Here is a 15,139-nt window from a genome sequence, read left to right on the forward strand (position 1 = left end):
ACCATTAAAAAATCAAGTGAGCCATTAAAACAACAACCGGCAGTGTGATTAGCGTACGCTCAATAAAGATAATCACTAGATCTGTAAACGATACTGGCAGCTTAGATGCTAGAAGCAGTCCGCCAATTTCAGACATATAAATTAATTGAGTAACAGATACGCAGGCGATAATGAAACGCGTCATTTCATTTTCAATGCCGCTGCCGATAATTGCCGGCAAGAACATATCTGCAAATCCAATTACCATTGTTTGAGCAGCTGCTGCAGCTTCTGGTACCTGCATGATTTGAAGAAGTGGAATAAATGGTGCACCTAACCACTCAAATACAGGCGTATATTCAGCAACAACAAGTGCCGCTGTACCAAGAGCCATTACTACAGGTATCACTCCAAGCCACATATCAAGAACATTTTTCATGCCGCCTTTGACATTTGCAGCGAAGCCGTTATTCGTTGTCGCTCGCTCTAACGCTTGACGAAGCCCTGACTTAAAGGAAGCTCCGATGCTTTGACGTTCTTCCTTTGCATCGTATTTCTTATCTGTAATATACGTATCTGCTTTTCTAGACAAAGGAGGGATACGCGGCAAAATAATCGCTGCTACAAACCCTGCTAATACGATCGTGCCGTAATACGGCAAGAATAAGTGCTCCAAGTTCATATAAGACAAAATGACGATACTAAACGTAATCGAAACGACAGAGAAGGTGGTCCCAATAACAGCTGCCTCACGTTTTGTATAATAGCCATCTTCATATTGTTTATTCGTAAGCAGAACCCCGATCGTTCCATCACCCATCCAAGAAGCCATACAATCAATCGATGAGCGGCCCGGCAGAGTAAATAATGGACGCATGATACGGTTTAAAATGGATCCAACAAGCTCCATTAAACCAAAGTTCATTAATAGAGGTAAGAAGAACCCAGCAAATAAAAATACAGAAAATAAAATAGGGATTAGTTCAAACAGTAAAAGACCACCCGTGTCTTCTGACCAAATAAACTCTGGCCCCCACTCCATCAATGTTAAAACAGCAAACAACACTCCAAACACTCGAATAATTGTCCACGTCCAACCTACATCAAATAAGGCTTCGACCAGCTCGCTTTTTTTCGCAAAGGCAGGCTTTGCTGCTACAACAAATACTGTCATAATCACCGAGAGGACAAGAAGAATCGTCATTGCTAACGGAAGTACATCAGCAAATGCTCCCTCTACAATACCTGCCAAAAAGGCTACAGGAATCGTAATATCCCCGTCTATAACAATCGGCGTCATAAATAATAAAATACCAATCAAAGAAGGAAGGATGAATGCTAAATAATGTTTAGCGGTAAATCGCTTCTTTCTTTCTGCTTGATTAGATGAATCCATACTATCCCTCCGAACTAACCACATCTAATATGACTGCAAAGTGATGATGAGTGATCAATCATCTCACCGTATAATTATGCTATTCTAAGAAAATAAAAAGCCTACACACTCACCCTCTTGATGAGGTGCAGGCTTGGTTCACTTGTTAATCATACTAGCCTAGTATAACATCCACGCTTGCAGTTGAACAGATGTCGGTTGTCCTGTTTTAAAGGTAATATTTTTCTCGTTTTCAGCCGGGTAAATTCGAGCGGTAAATACTTCTGCCCCGTCATTTACAAATATCTCAATTGATGAAGAGTCTAAGAAAACACGAAGATTTTTCAGCTCGCTGATCTCACAATGACGCTCTTCAATCGTTTTGCCATCCACAAAGCTGATTCGGCTCAGCGTCAAGCGCTCTTTTTCAGGGGAATACATAATCGTTGCATGATTACGCATCTGAATCGTTACTTCACCTGAAGGATTTTCGTTAAACGTGAGCTCATATTCTAAACGTTCTCCATCAATCCCTGCGAAAGCTTGCTGTTCTTCATTCAACACCACATTTTGATAAATGACTTCAGCATGTCTAAGCTTCTTTAACTCTTCTACCGGCAGTTGATAGAGCTTGCCATCTTTTACTCTAAGTTCACGAGGCAAAGTCATCGCATGGATCCATTTATATTCAATGGTTGGGTGGTCTTCCTCACGTTCTTCAGGCAGCCCTAACCAACCGAAGAGCAGGCGGCGCCCTTGATCATCTTCTGTCGTTTGCGGAGCATAAAACTCAAAGCCTCGATCCATTTCCACAAACTCACCGTGATCAAACCGATCGTTTTCATAATCCATTTTTCCGATAAAGTAGCCTGCTTGATAAATATTTTGATATAACATTCCCTCAGGTTCTAATCCTTGAGGAGAGAGGATTAGCACTTCTTCGCCGTCCAATTCAAATAAGTCGGGACATTCCCACATATAGCCGAAATCTTCTAAGGACCCTACGTGCGCACCAGCAATTGCCCCTAAATGTTCCCACTTGTATAGATCACTAGAACGCAAGAGGGCAGCTTTTCCTGTAAGGTCCTCGCTTTGAGCCCCGACTACCATATAGAAATAGTCATCACGCTTCCAAACTTTAGGGTCACGAAAATGAGCTGTATACCCTTCCGGAAGCTCAACAACGACTCCTTTTTTATCAAACGTAAAACCATCTTCTGATTCTACTAATACTTGATAGCTCTCTCGATTATTGTGTTCATCTTTTACATTGCCTGTATAAAATAAATACATCTTTCCGTTATGTTCAATCGCACTCCCGGAATAACAGCCATTCTTATCAAACCAATCACTAGGTGCAAGGGCTATCTCATGGTGCTCCCAATTGACTAGATCACGCGAGGTGTAATGTCCCCAAAATTTTGCGCCATGTTCTGTTTTAAACGGATTCCATTGATAAAACAGATGGTAGACACCCTTGTATTGAATAAACCCATTCGGATCATTTAACAAGCCGACTGGCGGCATTAAGTGATACCCTAGGCGAAAACGATCACTTTCTACTAATGATTTATGTGTTTCAACTTCCTGATAAGCGGCTTCACGTAATTGTTTATCACGATCAGACATTATACAGACAACTCCTTTTTTTCGCATCGTACCTGCTTCTTCTCTGCGTTATCGTATCGCAGAGAGACGCTCGGTGCAACTTCTTAGTATTTTTCTATGTTATTAATGTTGAGCAAGCTTGTACCATAAAGAGCCCCAATGCGTTATAATCTTTATATCATATAAGAATAATAAGGATTAAAAGGAGAGCTGACTAATGACTGCAAAAATATATGTCATTCACGAAAATGAGGAGTGGACAGAACCGCTTCGAAAAGAATTAGAAGCTCTTGGTCATCCATTTGAAACTTGGCATCTGGACCAAGGAATGATTGATCTCTCAAAAGAACCTCCACAAGGAATTTTTTATAATCGCATGAGTGCTTCTTCTCACACCAGAGAACACAGATATGCACCAGAATTTACAGGGGCTGTGCTTGATTGGCTGGAAGCTCATGGCCGTATCGTGCTTAATACAAGCCGTGCCCTTAAGCTTGAAGTGAGCAAAGTCGCACAGTATACAGCCCTTGAATCCTTTGAAATTGAAACGCCAAAAACAATGGCAGCTGTCGGGAAAAAACATATAATGGATGCGGCTGAAGCATTCGGCGATGCTCCATTTATTACAAAACATAATCGAGCAGGAAAAGGACTTGGCGTTCAGCTATTCGAGAATACAGACGCACTTAAAAAGTATGTGGAAGGACCGGATTTTGAAGAGCCGATTGATGGGATTACTCTTTTGCAACAATATATTCAATCACCAGATTCAACGATTACTCGCTGTGAATTTATTGGGGGAAGGTTCTTTTATGCTGTGGAGGTAGACACATCAGAGGGTTTCGAATTGTGTCCTGCTGATGCTTGTCAGATTGGCGATGCTTTCTGTCCAACGACTGCAGAGCCAAAAGAGAAGTTTAAGATCATTGAAAACTTTAATGACCCAATTATTCATAAGTATGAGGCTTTCCTGCTTGCTAATGATATTCATTTTGCCGGGATAGAATTTATTCGTGATGCTTCGGGGAATCTCTTTACGTATGACGTTAATACGAACACAAACTACAATCCTGACGCAGAACGAAAGGCCGGTAAGTTCGGCATGAAAGAAATTGCGAAGGTTCTTGGAGAATTATACGTCGAGCATTATAGGTAAATATGAAAGCACCTCACAAATCGTTAAAAGACTAGGGTGTAACGAAAAGGTTTAACTTAGAAGACGAACGAATCGCTTAATGTAACTCCCTTAGAAAAAGTTGATCTGAAGGGAGTTTTTCCTGCGCCATTATAGTGGTTGTTGATCTTCGCTGCAGGTACTCGCTTTCCGCGGGCGGTCCGGGAGCCTCCTCGGTCTTTCGCCCTGTGGGGTCTCCCCTGGCCACGCACATCCCGCAGGAGTCTCGTACCTTCCGCTCCAATCAACGGAGGCAGGATGTTATTTAGTGCCCCATTTTTATTAGCAGTATCTAAACCTAAAAGACCGTGCGGCAGTTGAAAACAATATTCATTAGAACTGAGCTCACTTTCTACATCATTCCACTACATTTCCGGAAAAGCACTATCTCAGCGGATGAAATATGCGTAGACTCCTGCGTTGCCTAGAGCAGGGCTGAGATCCCGCAGGGCTAGAACCCGAGGAAGCTCAGCAGCTCAACGCGGAAAGCGAAGCATATTTCAGTAGCGGCGACTATGCTATAACCCTTGTTTGAGGCACTTTATGTTAAATAGCTTTAGAAGGATAACATAACTAAATCCTCCACATAATCATTACAAAATGCAATCAGCTAGCGGATGAAATATGCGAGACTTCTGCGGGGTCTAGAGCAGGAGTGAGATCCCACAGGGCCAAAGCGGAAGCTCACTGGCTCCCCGCGAAAAGCGAGTATATTTCAGAAGCGGCGCAGCATACTCAAGCATACTAGAGTTATAAAAAAGCGCTGGGAGATTTTCTCTCCCAGCGCTTTTACTGTTCATAATTAAAATGCTTTTGCTGTCTTACGTACTTCCTCAAGTCCGTTGGCAATAATGTTCTCTGCTTCATCCGGCATTTGGTTATGACCTTCGATGATTACAGTTGAAAGCTGCTCAATTCCCCAGAAGCCCATCACTGTACGCATGTAGTTCATAGACATTTCAAGCTGAGCCATTGGGCCGTTTGAATACACACCGCCACGTGCATTTAATAACGCAACTTTCTTGTCACCCATTAATCCTACAGGACCTTCTGGTGTGTATTTAAATGTTTTGCCAGCACGGCTTAGGTAGTCTACATACGTGTGTAATGCTGCAGGAATCGTGAAGTTCCATAGCGGGAAAGCAAATACGACTTTATCCGCACTAATGAACTGCTCTAGGTAACGATCGTTTAATTCACGAGCCGCATCTTCCTCTGGAGTTGTAGCAATTTGCTGCATAGGCTTAAACAGTCCATTCAGCATTGTTGCATCAAGGTAAGGAAGATTTTCTTTATATAGATCCAACTCAATAACTTCATCAGTTGGGTTTGCTTCTTTATAAGTTGTGAGGAATTCCTCGTACATTTTTACGCTGACTGCTTCCTCTTTCGTTCTTGGATTTCCTTTTACAAATAATACAGTTGCCATTGGTTTATCTCTCCCTTTTTATATCTCTATAAACTTTCTATACTTTTTTGTTTACTAAATAAAGTATAGTAACATTCTTTTCATTCGTCAATAGAAAAGCTCATTACACTTTATGGTTTTAGATTTCCCATTTATCTCTTTCATACTTTCCCTTATAATGGAGGACAAGTAAAAGCGATCGAATCGTTACATACTAAAGGAGTGGACATCTATGACAATGAAAAAAGCGTTAACCATTGCGGGTTCAGATACAAGCGGTGGAGCAGGATTACAAGCAGACCTTAAGACGTTTCAGGAATTAGGCGTTTACGGAATGAATGCCTTAACGGTAGTCGTAGCGCAGGATCCTCATAATAATTGGAATCATGAAGTGTTCCCTCAAGATGTGGGACAGCTAGAGAAGCAAATTGAGACAGTACTAGCTGGCATTGGTATCGATGCCGCGAAAACAGGAATGCTCGGACGCACGGAAATCATTGAGCTTGTAGCTAAAAAAGTCGATCAATACAATATTTCAAACTTCGTTGTAGATCCTGTTATGGTATGTAAGGGTGCAGATGAGGCATTGAATCCAGAAACGGATGCCTGTCTGCGTGATGTATTAGTACCTAAAGCATTAGTGGTAACACCAAACTTATTTGAAGCTGCGCAGCTAAGCGGACACGGTCCGATTACAACAATCGGTGAAATGAAAGAAGCAGCAGCAGCCATTTCTGAGCTTGGTGCAAAACATGTTGTGGTAAAAGGCGGAAGCAAGCTTGATCATGATAAAGCAGTCGATGTGTACTTTGATGGAAATGATTTCACACTGCTGGAATCAGAAAAAATCGATACAACGTTTACTCACGGGGCTGGCTGTACCTTTGCAGCTGCGATCACTGCAGAGCTAGCAAAAGGACGTTCTGTACAAGAAGCGATCCACACAGCGAAAGAATTTGTCAACACAGCTATTAAGCATTCATTCCGACTCAATCAATATGTCGGGCCGTTAAAACATATAGCTAATAGAGGGTAAGTACGATTCAGGTCTGGCATTTGTCAGACCTGTTATGTTTATAGAAAGGCAGTGACAAGGTGCAACAATCTAATACGCAGCACTCAGAACAAAAGATAGGGATTACAGCCGCGATCTTTGCTTATATATTATGGGGAATCCTACCTCTCTACTGGAAACAGCTTGAACATGTCACTCCAGGGGAAGTATTAGCCTACAGAATAATTTGGTCCCTAGTTTTTATGGTTGGTATCTTAGTGTTAAGAGGACAGATTGGCTTTTTTGTACAAGAGGTTAAACGTCTTCTTACCAGTAAAAAGCAAACAATCGGCATGATTTCAGCCTCTGTTTTTATCACGTTAAACTGGTTTGTCTTTATTTGGGCGGTAACGAATGAACGGATGGTAGAGGCGAGCCTTGGCTATTATATTAATCCGTTAGTTAATGTCCTTCTTGCCATGATATTTCTTAAAGAGAGGTTTACTCGCTGGCAAGGAGTATCTTTCGCCCTTGCATTTATAGGGGTGACATTAATGACTGTTTATTACGGGGTTATTCCGTATGCTTCTTTCTTGCTTGCTATTACCTTTGGAATCTATGGACTTATGAAAAAATTAGTCAATGTCGGTGCACTGGTAGGACTAACAATTGAAACAATGTTGATGACCCCTTTTGCTCTGCTTTATGTGTGGTTTGCCAAACCTGAAGCGGGCATTTTTTCAGCACACACTCTTGAAACATGGATGCTGTTAATTGGAGCCGGGGCCGCAACAGCTATACCACTTCTGCTTTTCTCTGTTGGTGCAAAAAGGATATCTTTGTCATTAATCGGGTTCCTTCAATACATTGGACCGACCTTAATGCTTCTGTTTGGTGTATTTCTTTATAAAGAGCCCTTCAGTTTGATTCAATTGGCTGCGTTTATTTTCATATGGATCGGACTCCTTATTTTCACTACTTCCGGCACCTCCGCCTTTAAAAAATTAACAGCGAGGCGAAGTGTTCCTCTGCACACAAAAGAAAAAGGAATGTAACCTAAAAAAGCATGCAGCCAAATGACTGCATGCTTTTACTATTCTTAAAACTTCGCTTGATAAGCTGCTACTTCCCAATCAGAAACCGTTGTACGGAAGTCATCCCACTCACCGCGTTTTAGTTCAACATATTCTGAATATGCATGTTCACCTAAAGTGTTGCGGCCAATCGTACCTGCTTCAAAATGATCTAGAGCAGACTCAAGGTTTGTCGGCAGGTTGGAAATACCGCGCTCAAAGCACTCTTGACGTGTCATGCTGAAAATATCATCATTGACGGCTGGAGGTGCTGTCAGTTCACGCTCAATTCCATCAAGACCTGCTGATGCAACAACAGCAAATGCAAAGTAAGGGTTTGCTGATGGATCCGGGCAGCGGATCTCAACGCGAGTACCAGCGCCGCGTGTTGCTGGGATACGAATAAGAGCTGAGCGGTTTGAAGCTGACCAAGCAATATAACAAGGAGCCTCATATCCAGGGACGAGACGTTTGTATGAATTTACAAGCGGGTTTGTCACTGCTACAAAATCTTTCACGTTATCAATTAATCCGGCAATAAATTGATAAGCTGTTTCAGACAGCCCTAACTCATCCGCATCATCATAGAAAGCATTTTCTTGTTTTTCAATATCAAACAACGAGATATTTGTATGCATTCCGCTGCCGTTTGCCCCTGCAAGCGGCTTTGGCATGAATGTGGCATGAAGACCATGCTGTCCTGCTACTGTTTTCACAACCCATTTATACGTTGTTGCTGCATCTGCCGCCCCAAGTGCATCTGCATACTTGAAGTTAATTTCATGCTGGCCGATTGCCACCTCGTGATGCGAAGCTTCAATCGTGAAGCCCATTTTCTTTAATACTTTATAAATCGCTAAACGAACTTTTTCGCCGTTATCTTTTGGTGATGGCTCAAAATATCCGCCGACATCTTGTGTTTTTAATGTAGGCTGTCCCGCATCGTCCGTCTCAAATAAGAAGAACTCAAGCTCTGGACCTACATTGATTGAATAGCCCTTTTCCTCAGCACGCTTAACCGTTTCTTTTAAAACGTTGCGCGGGTCGCCCAAAAAGTCCGACCCATCAGGCTTTTTTACGCTGCATAAAAACCTCGCTTCAGAATACCCTTCCTCTTCTGTCCAAGGAAGTACAGCAAATGTGCTTAAATCAGGCGTTAAATATAAGTCTGATTGGTTAATCGGTGTGAAGCCTGTAATTGATGAACCATCAAACATCACTTGACCGTTTACTGCTTGATCTAATTGTTCAGATGTAATTGTTACATGCTTTAATGTTCCTTCGATATCTACAAATTGCATATGCAATAGCTCTACATGTTTTGTCTCAATCGTTGCACGAATTTCCTCAATTTGGCTCTCTCTCGTTGGTACTGATACAGTTGTCATCCCCATCCACTTCCTTTTCATAAAGTATTTTTTCTCTGTTTTTTATTACTTTATGTTGTTGAGTGAATTTTCGCAATACTTATGTTAGATTATCTAACATGGAATATGAGTGAGCTAATTTTACGTAAAAAAGGAGCTGGGAATATTCCCAGCCCACTCAAAAAAAAGGATAAAGGGGGTCGTGCTTGCTTGCTGCACCTTTACCTTATCAATTGTCACAAGCACTAGCAACAGCTTCTCGCTAGTCTTAATAAGATCTCTATACACTTCACGAATCCTTTACATTCTTTATACTTTTGTGAACTTCATTAACTTATGGATCGTGCTTAAATGCATCGCTTCATGACCGACTGAAAAAACGGTCAAATCACCGACTGTCGGCATATCAAACACATTACCAAGCGGCTCCCTATCTAAGTTGCCCGTTAACTTTTGTTCAAGCTTTGCAATCTGGCCTTCAAGCTCTGCTTTAATTTCTTCTAAGGACGGAACAGCATCATCCCAATCTTTCGGGCTTGTCCCTTTATTGAAATACGTATCATACCCCTTAGGATAACTAGGAGCTTCTCCAAGCATTTGAGCGGTTAAACGGTCATGGATTACAACAATATGGCCAGCGTTCCAACGGATATTATTATTAAACCCTTCTGGAATTTGATCAACTTGATTCTCTTCTACCTTTTGCAGTGTTTTTAACGTAAAAGCACGCCAAGTGTTTAACTGTCTAAATAGTGTTTGTTCCATGTTTACTACCTCCTAAGTGTATGTTGTAACGTGTCTTTCCACTCTATTCTAGTAGGAATGTCGATAGATTGGAAACGATTACGCTTGATCGACATAGAGTTTAATTAATGCTTGAGTTCCTGCATCTTCAAATCCGCGCGTCACTAGCTCCTCATACATTCCCTTAGCAAGTTTCAACCCCGGTGTATCAAGACCTAGTTCTTCTGCCGACTCTAGCGCAATTGTCATATCTTTCACAAAGTGCTTAATATAAAACCCCGGCTCATAGTCTCCTGCTATCATACGTGGAGCTAGATTGCTAAGTGACCAGCTTCCTGCTGCTCCCCCGCCAATACTTTTAAGTACTAGATTTGGATTCAGTCCTGCCTTATCTGCGTAACTAATTGCCTCTGAGACTCCTATCATATTTGTGGCTATCGCAATCTGGTTGACCATTTTTGTATACTGCCCCATTCCTGGTCCGCCTTGCAGTACAACATTCGTACCCATTGCCTGAAAAACAGGAAGTGCCTTGTTATAAGCTTCTTCGTTACCACCAACCATAATCGTTAAACGAGCTTCTCTTGCTCCAATGTCCCCGCCAGAAACAGGAGCATCAAGTGCGGTCATCTGATGTTTGTCAGCAGCTTCGGCAATCTCTTTTGCAAGAGTGGGAGATGAGGTCGACATATCGATCAAGATGCTGCCTTCTCTTGCGTTATTAAGCAGCCCCTCTTCACCAAAATAGATTTCTTTGACCTCACTTGGAAACCCCAGCATCGTAATGATTACATCTGCTTTTTTCGCTGCTTCTGTGGCCGATTCACACCACGTACAGCCTTCTTCAATGAGATCTTCTGCTTTCGATTTTGTACGTGTATAAGCATTTACTGAAAACCCTTTTTTCATAAGGTTTTTAGCCATGCTTTTACCCATAACTCCTAAGCCGATGAACCCAATTGATTTTACATTCTCCATTCCAACAACACACCTTTCGTATATGTCATCTATTCTCGATTTTTGGCAAAAATCCTTTTAAACTTGTAAAAACAAATCCTATGGGTTAGAGCTTACTCGCCGCTCCTGAAATATGCTTCGCTTTTCGCGGTGAGCTGCTGAGCTTCCTCGGGCTTTGGCCCTGTGGGATCTCAGCCCTGCTCTAGGCACCGCAGAAGTCTACGCATATTTCATCCGCTGGGTTGTGTTTTTTTAAGGAATGGAGTGGAATGATGCAGAAAGTGAGCTCAGTTCTAATGATTATTGCTTTCAACTGCCGCACCTTCTTTTAGGTTTAGAAGCTGCTTATAATGAGGGAGGACTATACAACCTCTTTGCTCCGTTGATTGGAGCGGAAGGCAATCGACTCCTGCGGGAAGTGCGTGGCCATGGGAGACCCCACAAGAGTGAAACGATGAGGAGGCTCCCGGACCGCCCGCGGAAAGCGAGTGCCTGCAGCGGAAATCAAAAATTATTGCAGGGATGTACTTTTCAGTAATCTTAACTAAAGCAGCAGCATCCCTGCACAAAAAAGACGACTTACATAAGGAAGTCGTCTTCGTTATTTAGATATTACTCAATTCCTGCTTTCACTTCTTCTACCATTTCAGATACAGCCGTTAATCCTCCGCTTGTGATGTACCAGTTTACCGGATCTAGGTAAACAATATTTCCTTCTTCATATGCACGAGTTGTTTTGACTAACTCATTTTCAACCGTCTGCTGACCGGATGACTCACCGCCAACGACTGCCGCACGATCGATGACAAACAAGTACTCAGGATCTTGCTCTACAATGTACTCAAACGAAATATTTTGACCATGATTTGTTACCTCAATTGAATCATCTGTCGGAGTTACTCCAAAGTCATCGTGAAGAAGACCAAAGCGAGAACCAGGACCATACGCGCTGATATCGCCATCATTTGCCATAATTAAAAGACCGCTTGTTTCACTTGCTGTGGCAGTTTCATGCAACTCTTCGATTGATTGCTCAATTGCAGCTAATTTCTCTGCCGCTTCCTCTTCTTTTTCGAAGATTTCAGCTAAAGTCGTTACATTCCCTTTAAATGATTCTACATAGTTTGCTGTATCTACACCCATAAAGATCGTTGGTGCGATTTCGTTTAATTCATCATATGCTTCTGCTGCACGGCCGCTAATGATAATCAGGTCCGGCTCCATTCCATAGATTGCTTCAAAATCAGGCTCAAATAACGTACCTGCATTTTGATATTCTTCCCCTTTATACTTCTCAAGATAGTCAGGTACATTTTCCTGCGGTAATGCTGTCACATTTACACCTAATGTATCTAATGTATCAAGAACACCCATATCAAACACAACAACCGTTTCAGGATTTTTAGGAACAACCGCTTCTCCTAAATCATGGGTAATAGTGACTTCAGACGCTTCTGCATCGGCATCTGCATCAGCTTCTTCTGTATCTTCAGTTACCCCTTCAGTTTCTTCCGCTTCTGCATTTACATCAGCTGAAGCCTCTTCTGCATTGTCACTTCCGCACGCTGCAAGAACTCCTGCAAAGATTACTAATACGAACAGGAACATAATTGGACGTAATGACAATGAACGTAATGTTTTACTCATCTTACCCACTCCTATATTTCACTTTTTATTTATTTAATAGAATGACAGTTAATCATCCTTCTATTACAAAATGATAAACACTAGCCTTACACAAAATAGACGCAGACTCTTTGGTTATTAATATCATTAATCTGGATATCCATATCATAGATTTCCTTTAAAGCATCGTTATTAATAATCTCGTGAGTCGGCCCTTCCTTAACGACTTTGCCGTCTTTTAATGCGACAATGTAGTCTGAGTAAAACGAAGCAAAATTAATATCATGAAGCACGATAATGATCGTTTTACCGAGTTCTTTAACCATACGCTTTAACACTTTCATAATTTGTACAGAGTGCTTCATATCAAGGTTATTTAGCGGCTCATCCAATAGAATATACTCGGTATCCTGAGCAATAACCATTGCAATAAATGCACGTTGTTTTTGCCCGCCGCTTAACTGATCTAAATACTTATCTTGGATGTCACGAAGCTCCATATAATCTATCGCCTCATCAATATACTTCCAATCTTCTTTTGATAGATTCCCTTTTGAGTAAGGAAAGCGGCCAAAAGAAACAAGATCTTTAATCGTTAAGCGGATGTTAATATTATTTGCTTGTTTTAAGATGGATATTTTCTTTGCGAGATCTCCACTTTTCGTTTCATTGATCTTCGCATCATCAATAATGACTTCCCCTGTATCGGCATCAATAAGACGGCTGATCATTGAGAGCAGCGTACTTTTACCTGCCCCGTTCGGGCCAATAAAAGAAGTGATCTTCCCTTTTTGAATTTTGACTGATACATCATCAACAACTTTTTTCGTACCATACAGTTTTGAGACCTTCGTAACTTCTACCATTTTTTACTCTCCTTTAATAAAAGATAGAGGAAATATACACCACCGACGAAATTCACGATGACACTAAGCGGAGTCGCAAATGAAAAGATTCGCTCTACAATTAATTGACCGCCAACCAGCGCAATAATACTAATCAGCATGGCCGCTATGATAATGTAGGAGTGCTTATAGGTTTTCATAAACTCATAGGCGACATTTGCGACTAATAATCCTAGGAAAGTGATTGGCCCGACTAGAGCGGTTGCAATTGAGATCAGCATCGCAACGATGACTAGGAGACGTTTAATCACATAATCATAATCAACCCCTAAATTAATCGCATGTTCTCTACCAAGCGAGAGCACATCTAAGTACTTGTTAAACCTGAAATAGTAAAGACTGATCAAGAAGAACAAGGTGATAGAAAGCCATAATAGGTCAGTATTGACGTTATTAAAGCTTGCGAACATCCTGTTTTGCACCGACAAAAATTCATTCGGGTCAATAATAACCTGCATAAATGTAGACAGGCTGCCAAACAGCGTCCCAAGGACAATCCCTACTAATAACAAGAAGAATATATTCTGGCCGCCTTTTTTGAATAATGTTTTGTAAAGCAGGCCAGCAAATAACACCATTACGATCACTGAGATCCCAAAGTTTAGATGCTTATTTAACACCATCACACTCGTAGAGCCAAACATGAAAATAAGAAAGGTTTGGATCAGCATATACAAGGAATCAAGCCCGATAATACTAGGCGTTAAAATTCGGTTGTTCGTGATCGTTTGAAAAATTACCGTTGAAAAAGCTATCGCTGCACCCGTAATAACAATGGCAAAGATTTTCGTTCCTCTTCTAGGAAGGGCGTATTCCCAGTTGTTTAGATCGAGGAATAAAAAGAGTACAACAAGCGTAAGCGACAATCCAGCTAATACAATTAACTTCGTTTTATAACCCATGTTTTTTTCTCCCGAGTAGAAGATAAAGAAAGATTCCGCTTCCAATCACACCAACAGTTAATCCAATTGGAATCTCGTACGGATAAATAATAATACGCCCAAGAATGTCACAAAACAGTACAAATACAGCTCCTAGAAGCGCCGTGTGCGGCAGGTTCTCTCTTAAATTATCTCCTTTATAAATCGTTACAATGTTTGGAATGATCAGCCCTAAAAATGGAATCATTCCTACAGTTAAAACAACAACTGCAGTAATGGCAGCGACAATTACCAGGCCGATATTAACTACTTGCTTATACTTCAAGCCTAGGTTCTTTGAAAATTCCTCACCCATTCCAGCAATCGTAAATCTGTTAGCAAATATGTACGCGACAATCAATAAAGGAATACTGATATAGAGCAATTCATAACGACCGCGGATAATGACCGCAAAATTCCCTTGCAGCCAGGATGACATGTTCTGAATTAAGTCATAACGGTAAGCAAAAAAGGTGGTCACCGATCCGACGATGTTTCCAAACATTAAGCCGACAAGAGGAATGAAGATTGTATTTTTAATTTTGATCCGCTCAAGGATTTTCATAAAAATGAACGTTCCTGCCAGCGCAAATAAAAAAGCAACAATCATCTTTTGCAGCGGGCTTGCTGAAGCAAATAAGATCATGCTCACTAAAATACCCAGTCTTGCTGAATCAAGTGTTCCTGCGGTGGTCGGTGAAACAAACTTATTTCTTGTCAGCTGCTGCATAATTAATCCGCAAATACTCATCCCAACTCCTGCGATGATAATACTGATCAGGCGCGGAATCCGGCTCGTTAAGAAAATATGTTTCTGCTCGTCTGTCATATTGAATATTTCTAAAGGCGAAATATCAGATACTCCTACAAATAAGGAACCAAATGACAATAAGATAAATAAAAGTACTAAGTATTTAATCTTCATAGCTCTTCCTAACTTGGTTTAACGATTTAAACACATTATTTTATTGATATTCGTTATCATTCTCAACAACAATGATATTCATTA

13 protein-coding genes are annotated in these 15,139 nt (G+C 41.2%); 3 read left to right on the forward strand and 10 right to left on the reverse strand.

Features of this window, described 5'->3' with window-relative positions:
- Positions 1 to 4 precede the first annotated feature (4 nt).
- Together PQ478_RS20575 and PQ478_RS20580 are read right to left on the reverse strand one after the other, a co-directional pair.
- Positions 5 to 1,375 (reverse strand): YjiH family protein, encoded by a 1,371-nt coding sequence (locus PQ478_RS20575; RefSeq protein WP_075681761.1) that lies wholly within the window; start codon positions 1,373 to 1,375, stop codon positions 5 to 7.
- Between the two features lie 159 nt (positions 1,376 to 1,534).
- On the reverse strand, positions 1,535 to 2,983 hold the full coding sequence (locus PQ478_RS20580) for a glycoside hydrolase family 32 protein (RefSeq protein WP_289235427.1): 1,449 nt from the start codon (positions 2,981 to 2,983) through the stop codon (positions 1,535 to 1,537).
- A gap of 196 nt (positions 2,984 to 3,179) precedes the next feature.
- Here PQ478_RS20580 and PQ478_RS20585 point away from each other — a divergent pair, with 196 nt between their 5' ends.
- A complete protein-coding gene (locus PQ478_RS20585) occupies positions 3,180 to 4,118 on the forward strand; it encodes an ATP-grasp domain-containing protein (RefSeq protein WP_289235428.1) in 939 nt (312 codons plus the stop codon).
- 820 nt (positions 4,119 to 4,938) lie between these two features.
- Here PQ478_RS20585 and PQ478_RS20590 read toward each other — a convergent pair.
- Positions 4,939 to 5,565 (reverse strand): FMN-dependent NADH-azoreductase, encoded by a 627-nt coding sequence (locus PQ478_RS20590; RefSeq protein WP_012960804.1) that lies wholly within the window; start codon positions 5,563 to 5,565, stop codon positions 4,939 to 4,941.
- Positions 5,566 to 5,776: 211 nt separating this feature from the next.
- On the opposite strand from PQ478_RS20590, the gene pdxK reads away from it, so the two are divergent.
- Positions 5,777 to 6,580, forward strand: a complete 804-nt coding sequence (gene pdxK, locus PQ478_RS20595; RefSeq protein WP_289235429.1) for a pyridoxine/pyridoxal/pyridoxamine kinase — start codon at positions 5,777 to 5,779, stop codon at positions 6,578 to 6,580.
- A 59-nt stretch (positions 6,581 to 6,639) separates the two neighbouring features.
- On the forward strand, positions 6,640 to 7,593 hold the full coding sequence (gene rarD / locus PQ478_RS20600) for an EamA family transporter RarD (protein WP_289235430.1): 954 nt from the start codon (positions 6,640 to 6,642) through the stop codon (positions 7,591 to 7,593).
- A 44-nt stretch (positions 7,594 to 7,637) separates the two neighbouring features.
- Here the strand turns inward: rarD and glnA are convergent, their stop codons facing one another.
- The 7 genes from glnA to PQ478_RS20635 all read right to left on the reverse strand — a co-directional run bounded on the left by glnA (position 7,638) and on the right by PQ478_RS20635 (position 15,055).
- The gene (gene glnA, locus PQ478_RS20605) at positions 7,638 to 9,005 is read right to left on the reverse strand and encodes a type I glutamate--ammonia ligase (protein WP_435521092.1); all 1,368 of its coding nucleotides are present in this window, start codon (positions 9,003 to 9,005) and stop codon (positions 7,638 to 7,640) included.
- A gap of 282 nt (positions 9,006 to 9,287) precedes the next feature.
- A complete protein-coding gene (locus tag PQ478_RS20610; protein WP_289235432.1) occupies positions 9,288 to 9,743 on the reverse strand; it encodes a DinB family protein in 456 nt (151 codons plus the stop codon).
- Positions 9,744 to 9,821: 78 nt separating this feature from the next.
- Entirely contained in the window at positions 9,822 to 10,700 is an 879-nt protein-coding gene (locus PQ478_RS20615) for an NAD(P)-dependent oxidoreductase (protein WP_289235433.1), read from the reverse strand.
- Between the two features lie 591 nt (positions 10,701 to 11,291).
- Positions 11,292 to 12,326 (reverse strand): siderophore ABC transporter substrate-binding protein, encoded by a 1,035-nt coding sequence (locus tag PQ478_RS20620; RefSeq protein WP_289235434.1) that lies wholly within the window; start codon positions 12,324 to 12,326, stop codon positions 11,292 to 11,294.
- 86 nt (positions 12,327 to 12,412) lie between these two features.
- Positions 12,413 to 13,171, reverse strand: coding sequence for an iron ABC transporter ATP-binding protein (locus tag PQ478_RS20625; protein WP_022629511.1), 759 nt, complete (start codon positions 13,169 to 13,171; stop codon positions 12,413 to 12,415).
- Positions 13,165 to 14,112 carry an iron chelate uptake ABC transporter family permease subunit gene (locus tag PQ478_RS20630; protein ID WP_289235435.1) on the reverse strand — a complete coding sequence of 316 codons (948 nt, stop codon included), beginning with the start codon at positions 14,110 to 14,112 and terminating at the stop codon, positions 13,165 to 13,167. Before PQ478_RS20630 ends, PQ478_RS20625 begins: the two co-directional genes overlap by 7 nt.
- A complete protein-coding gene (locus tag PQ478_RS20635) occupies positions 14,102 to 15,055 on the reverse strand; it encodes an ABC transporter permease (protein WP_012960813.1) in 954 nt (317 codons plus the stop codon). Before PQ478_RS20635 ends, PQ478_RS20630 begins: the two co-directional genes overlap by 11 nt.
- Positions 15,056 to 15,139 lie beyond the last annotated feature (84 nt).

Source organism: Alkalihalophilus pseudofirmus, from assembly GCF_029094545.1.
Lineage (GTDB): Bacteria > Bacillota > Bacilli > Bacillales > Bacillaceae_D > Alkalihalophilus > Alkalihalophilus pseudofirmus.

Bases quoted from the DNA above. Each gene is read 5' to 3' on its own strand.
- PQ478_RS20575 (WP_075681761.1), bottom strand. From the start codon at position 1,375: ATGGATTCATCTAATCAAGCAGAAAGAAAGAAGCGATTTACCGCTAAA.
- PQ478_RS20620 (WP_289235434.1), bottom strand. From the start codon at position 12,326: ATGAGTAAAACATTACGTTCATTGTCATTACGTCCAATTATGTTCCTG.
- PQ478_RS20580 (WP_289235427.1), bottom strand. From the start codon at position 2,983: ATGTCTGATCGTGATAAACAATTACGTGAAGCCGCTTATCAGGAAGTT.
- pdxK (WP_289235429.1), top strand. From the start codon at position 5,777: ATGACAATGAAAAAAGCGTTAACCATTGCGGGTTCAGATACAAGCGGT.
- PQ478_RS20635 (WP_012960813.1), bottom strand. From the start codon at position 15,055: ATGAAGATTAAATACTTAGTACTTTTATTTATCTTATTGTCATTTGGT.
- glnA (WP_435521092.1), bottom strand. From the start codon at position 9,005: ATGGGGATGACAACTGTATCAGTACCAACGAGAGAGAGCCAAATTGAG.
- PQ478_RS20625 (WP_022629511.1), bottom strand. From the start codon at position 13,171: ATGGTAGAAGTTACGAAGGTCTCAAAACTGTATGGTACGAAAAAAGTT.
- PQ478_RS20615 (WP_289235433.1), bottom strand. From the start codon at position 10,700: ATGGAGAATGTAAAATCAATTGGGTTCATCGGCTTAGGAGTTATGGGT.
- PQ478_RS20585 (WP_289235428.1), top strand. From the start codon at position 3,180: ATGACTGCAAAAATATATGTCATTCACGAAAATGAGGAGTGGACAGAA.
- PQ478_RS20630 (WP_289235435.1), bottom strand. From the start codon at position 14,112: ATGGGTTATAAAACGAAGTTAATTGTATTAGCTGGATTGTCGCTTACG.
- PQ478_RS20610 (WP_289235432.1), bottom strand. From the start codon at position 9,743: ATGGAACAAACACTATTTAGACAGTTAAACACTTGGCGTGCTTTTACG.
- PQ478_RS20590 (WP_012960804.1), bottom strand. From the start codon at position 5,565: ATGGCAACTGTATTATTTGTAAAAGGAAATCCAAGAACGAAAGAGGAA.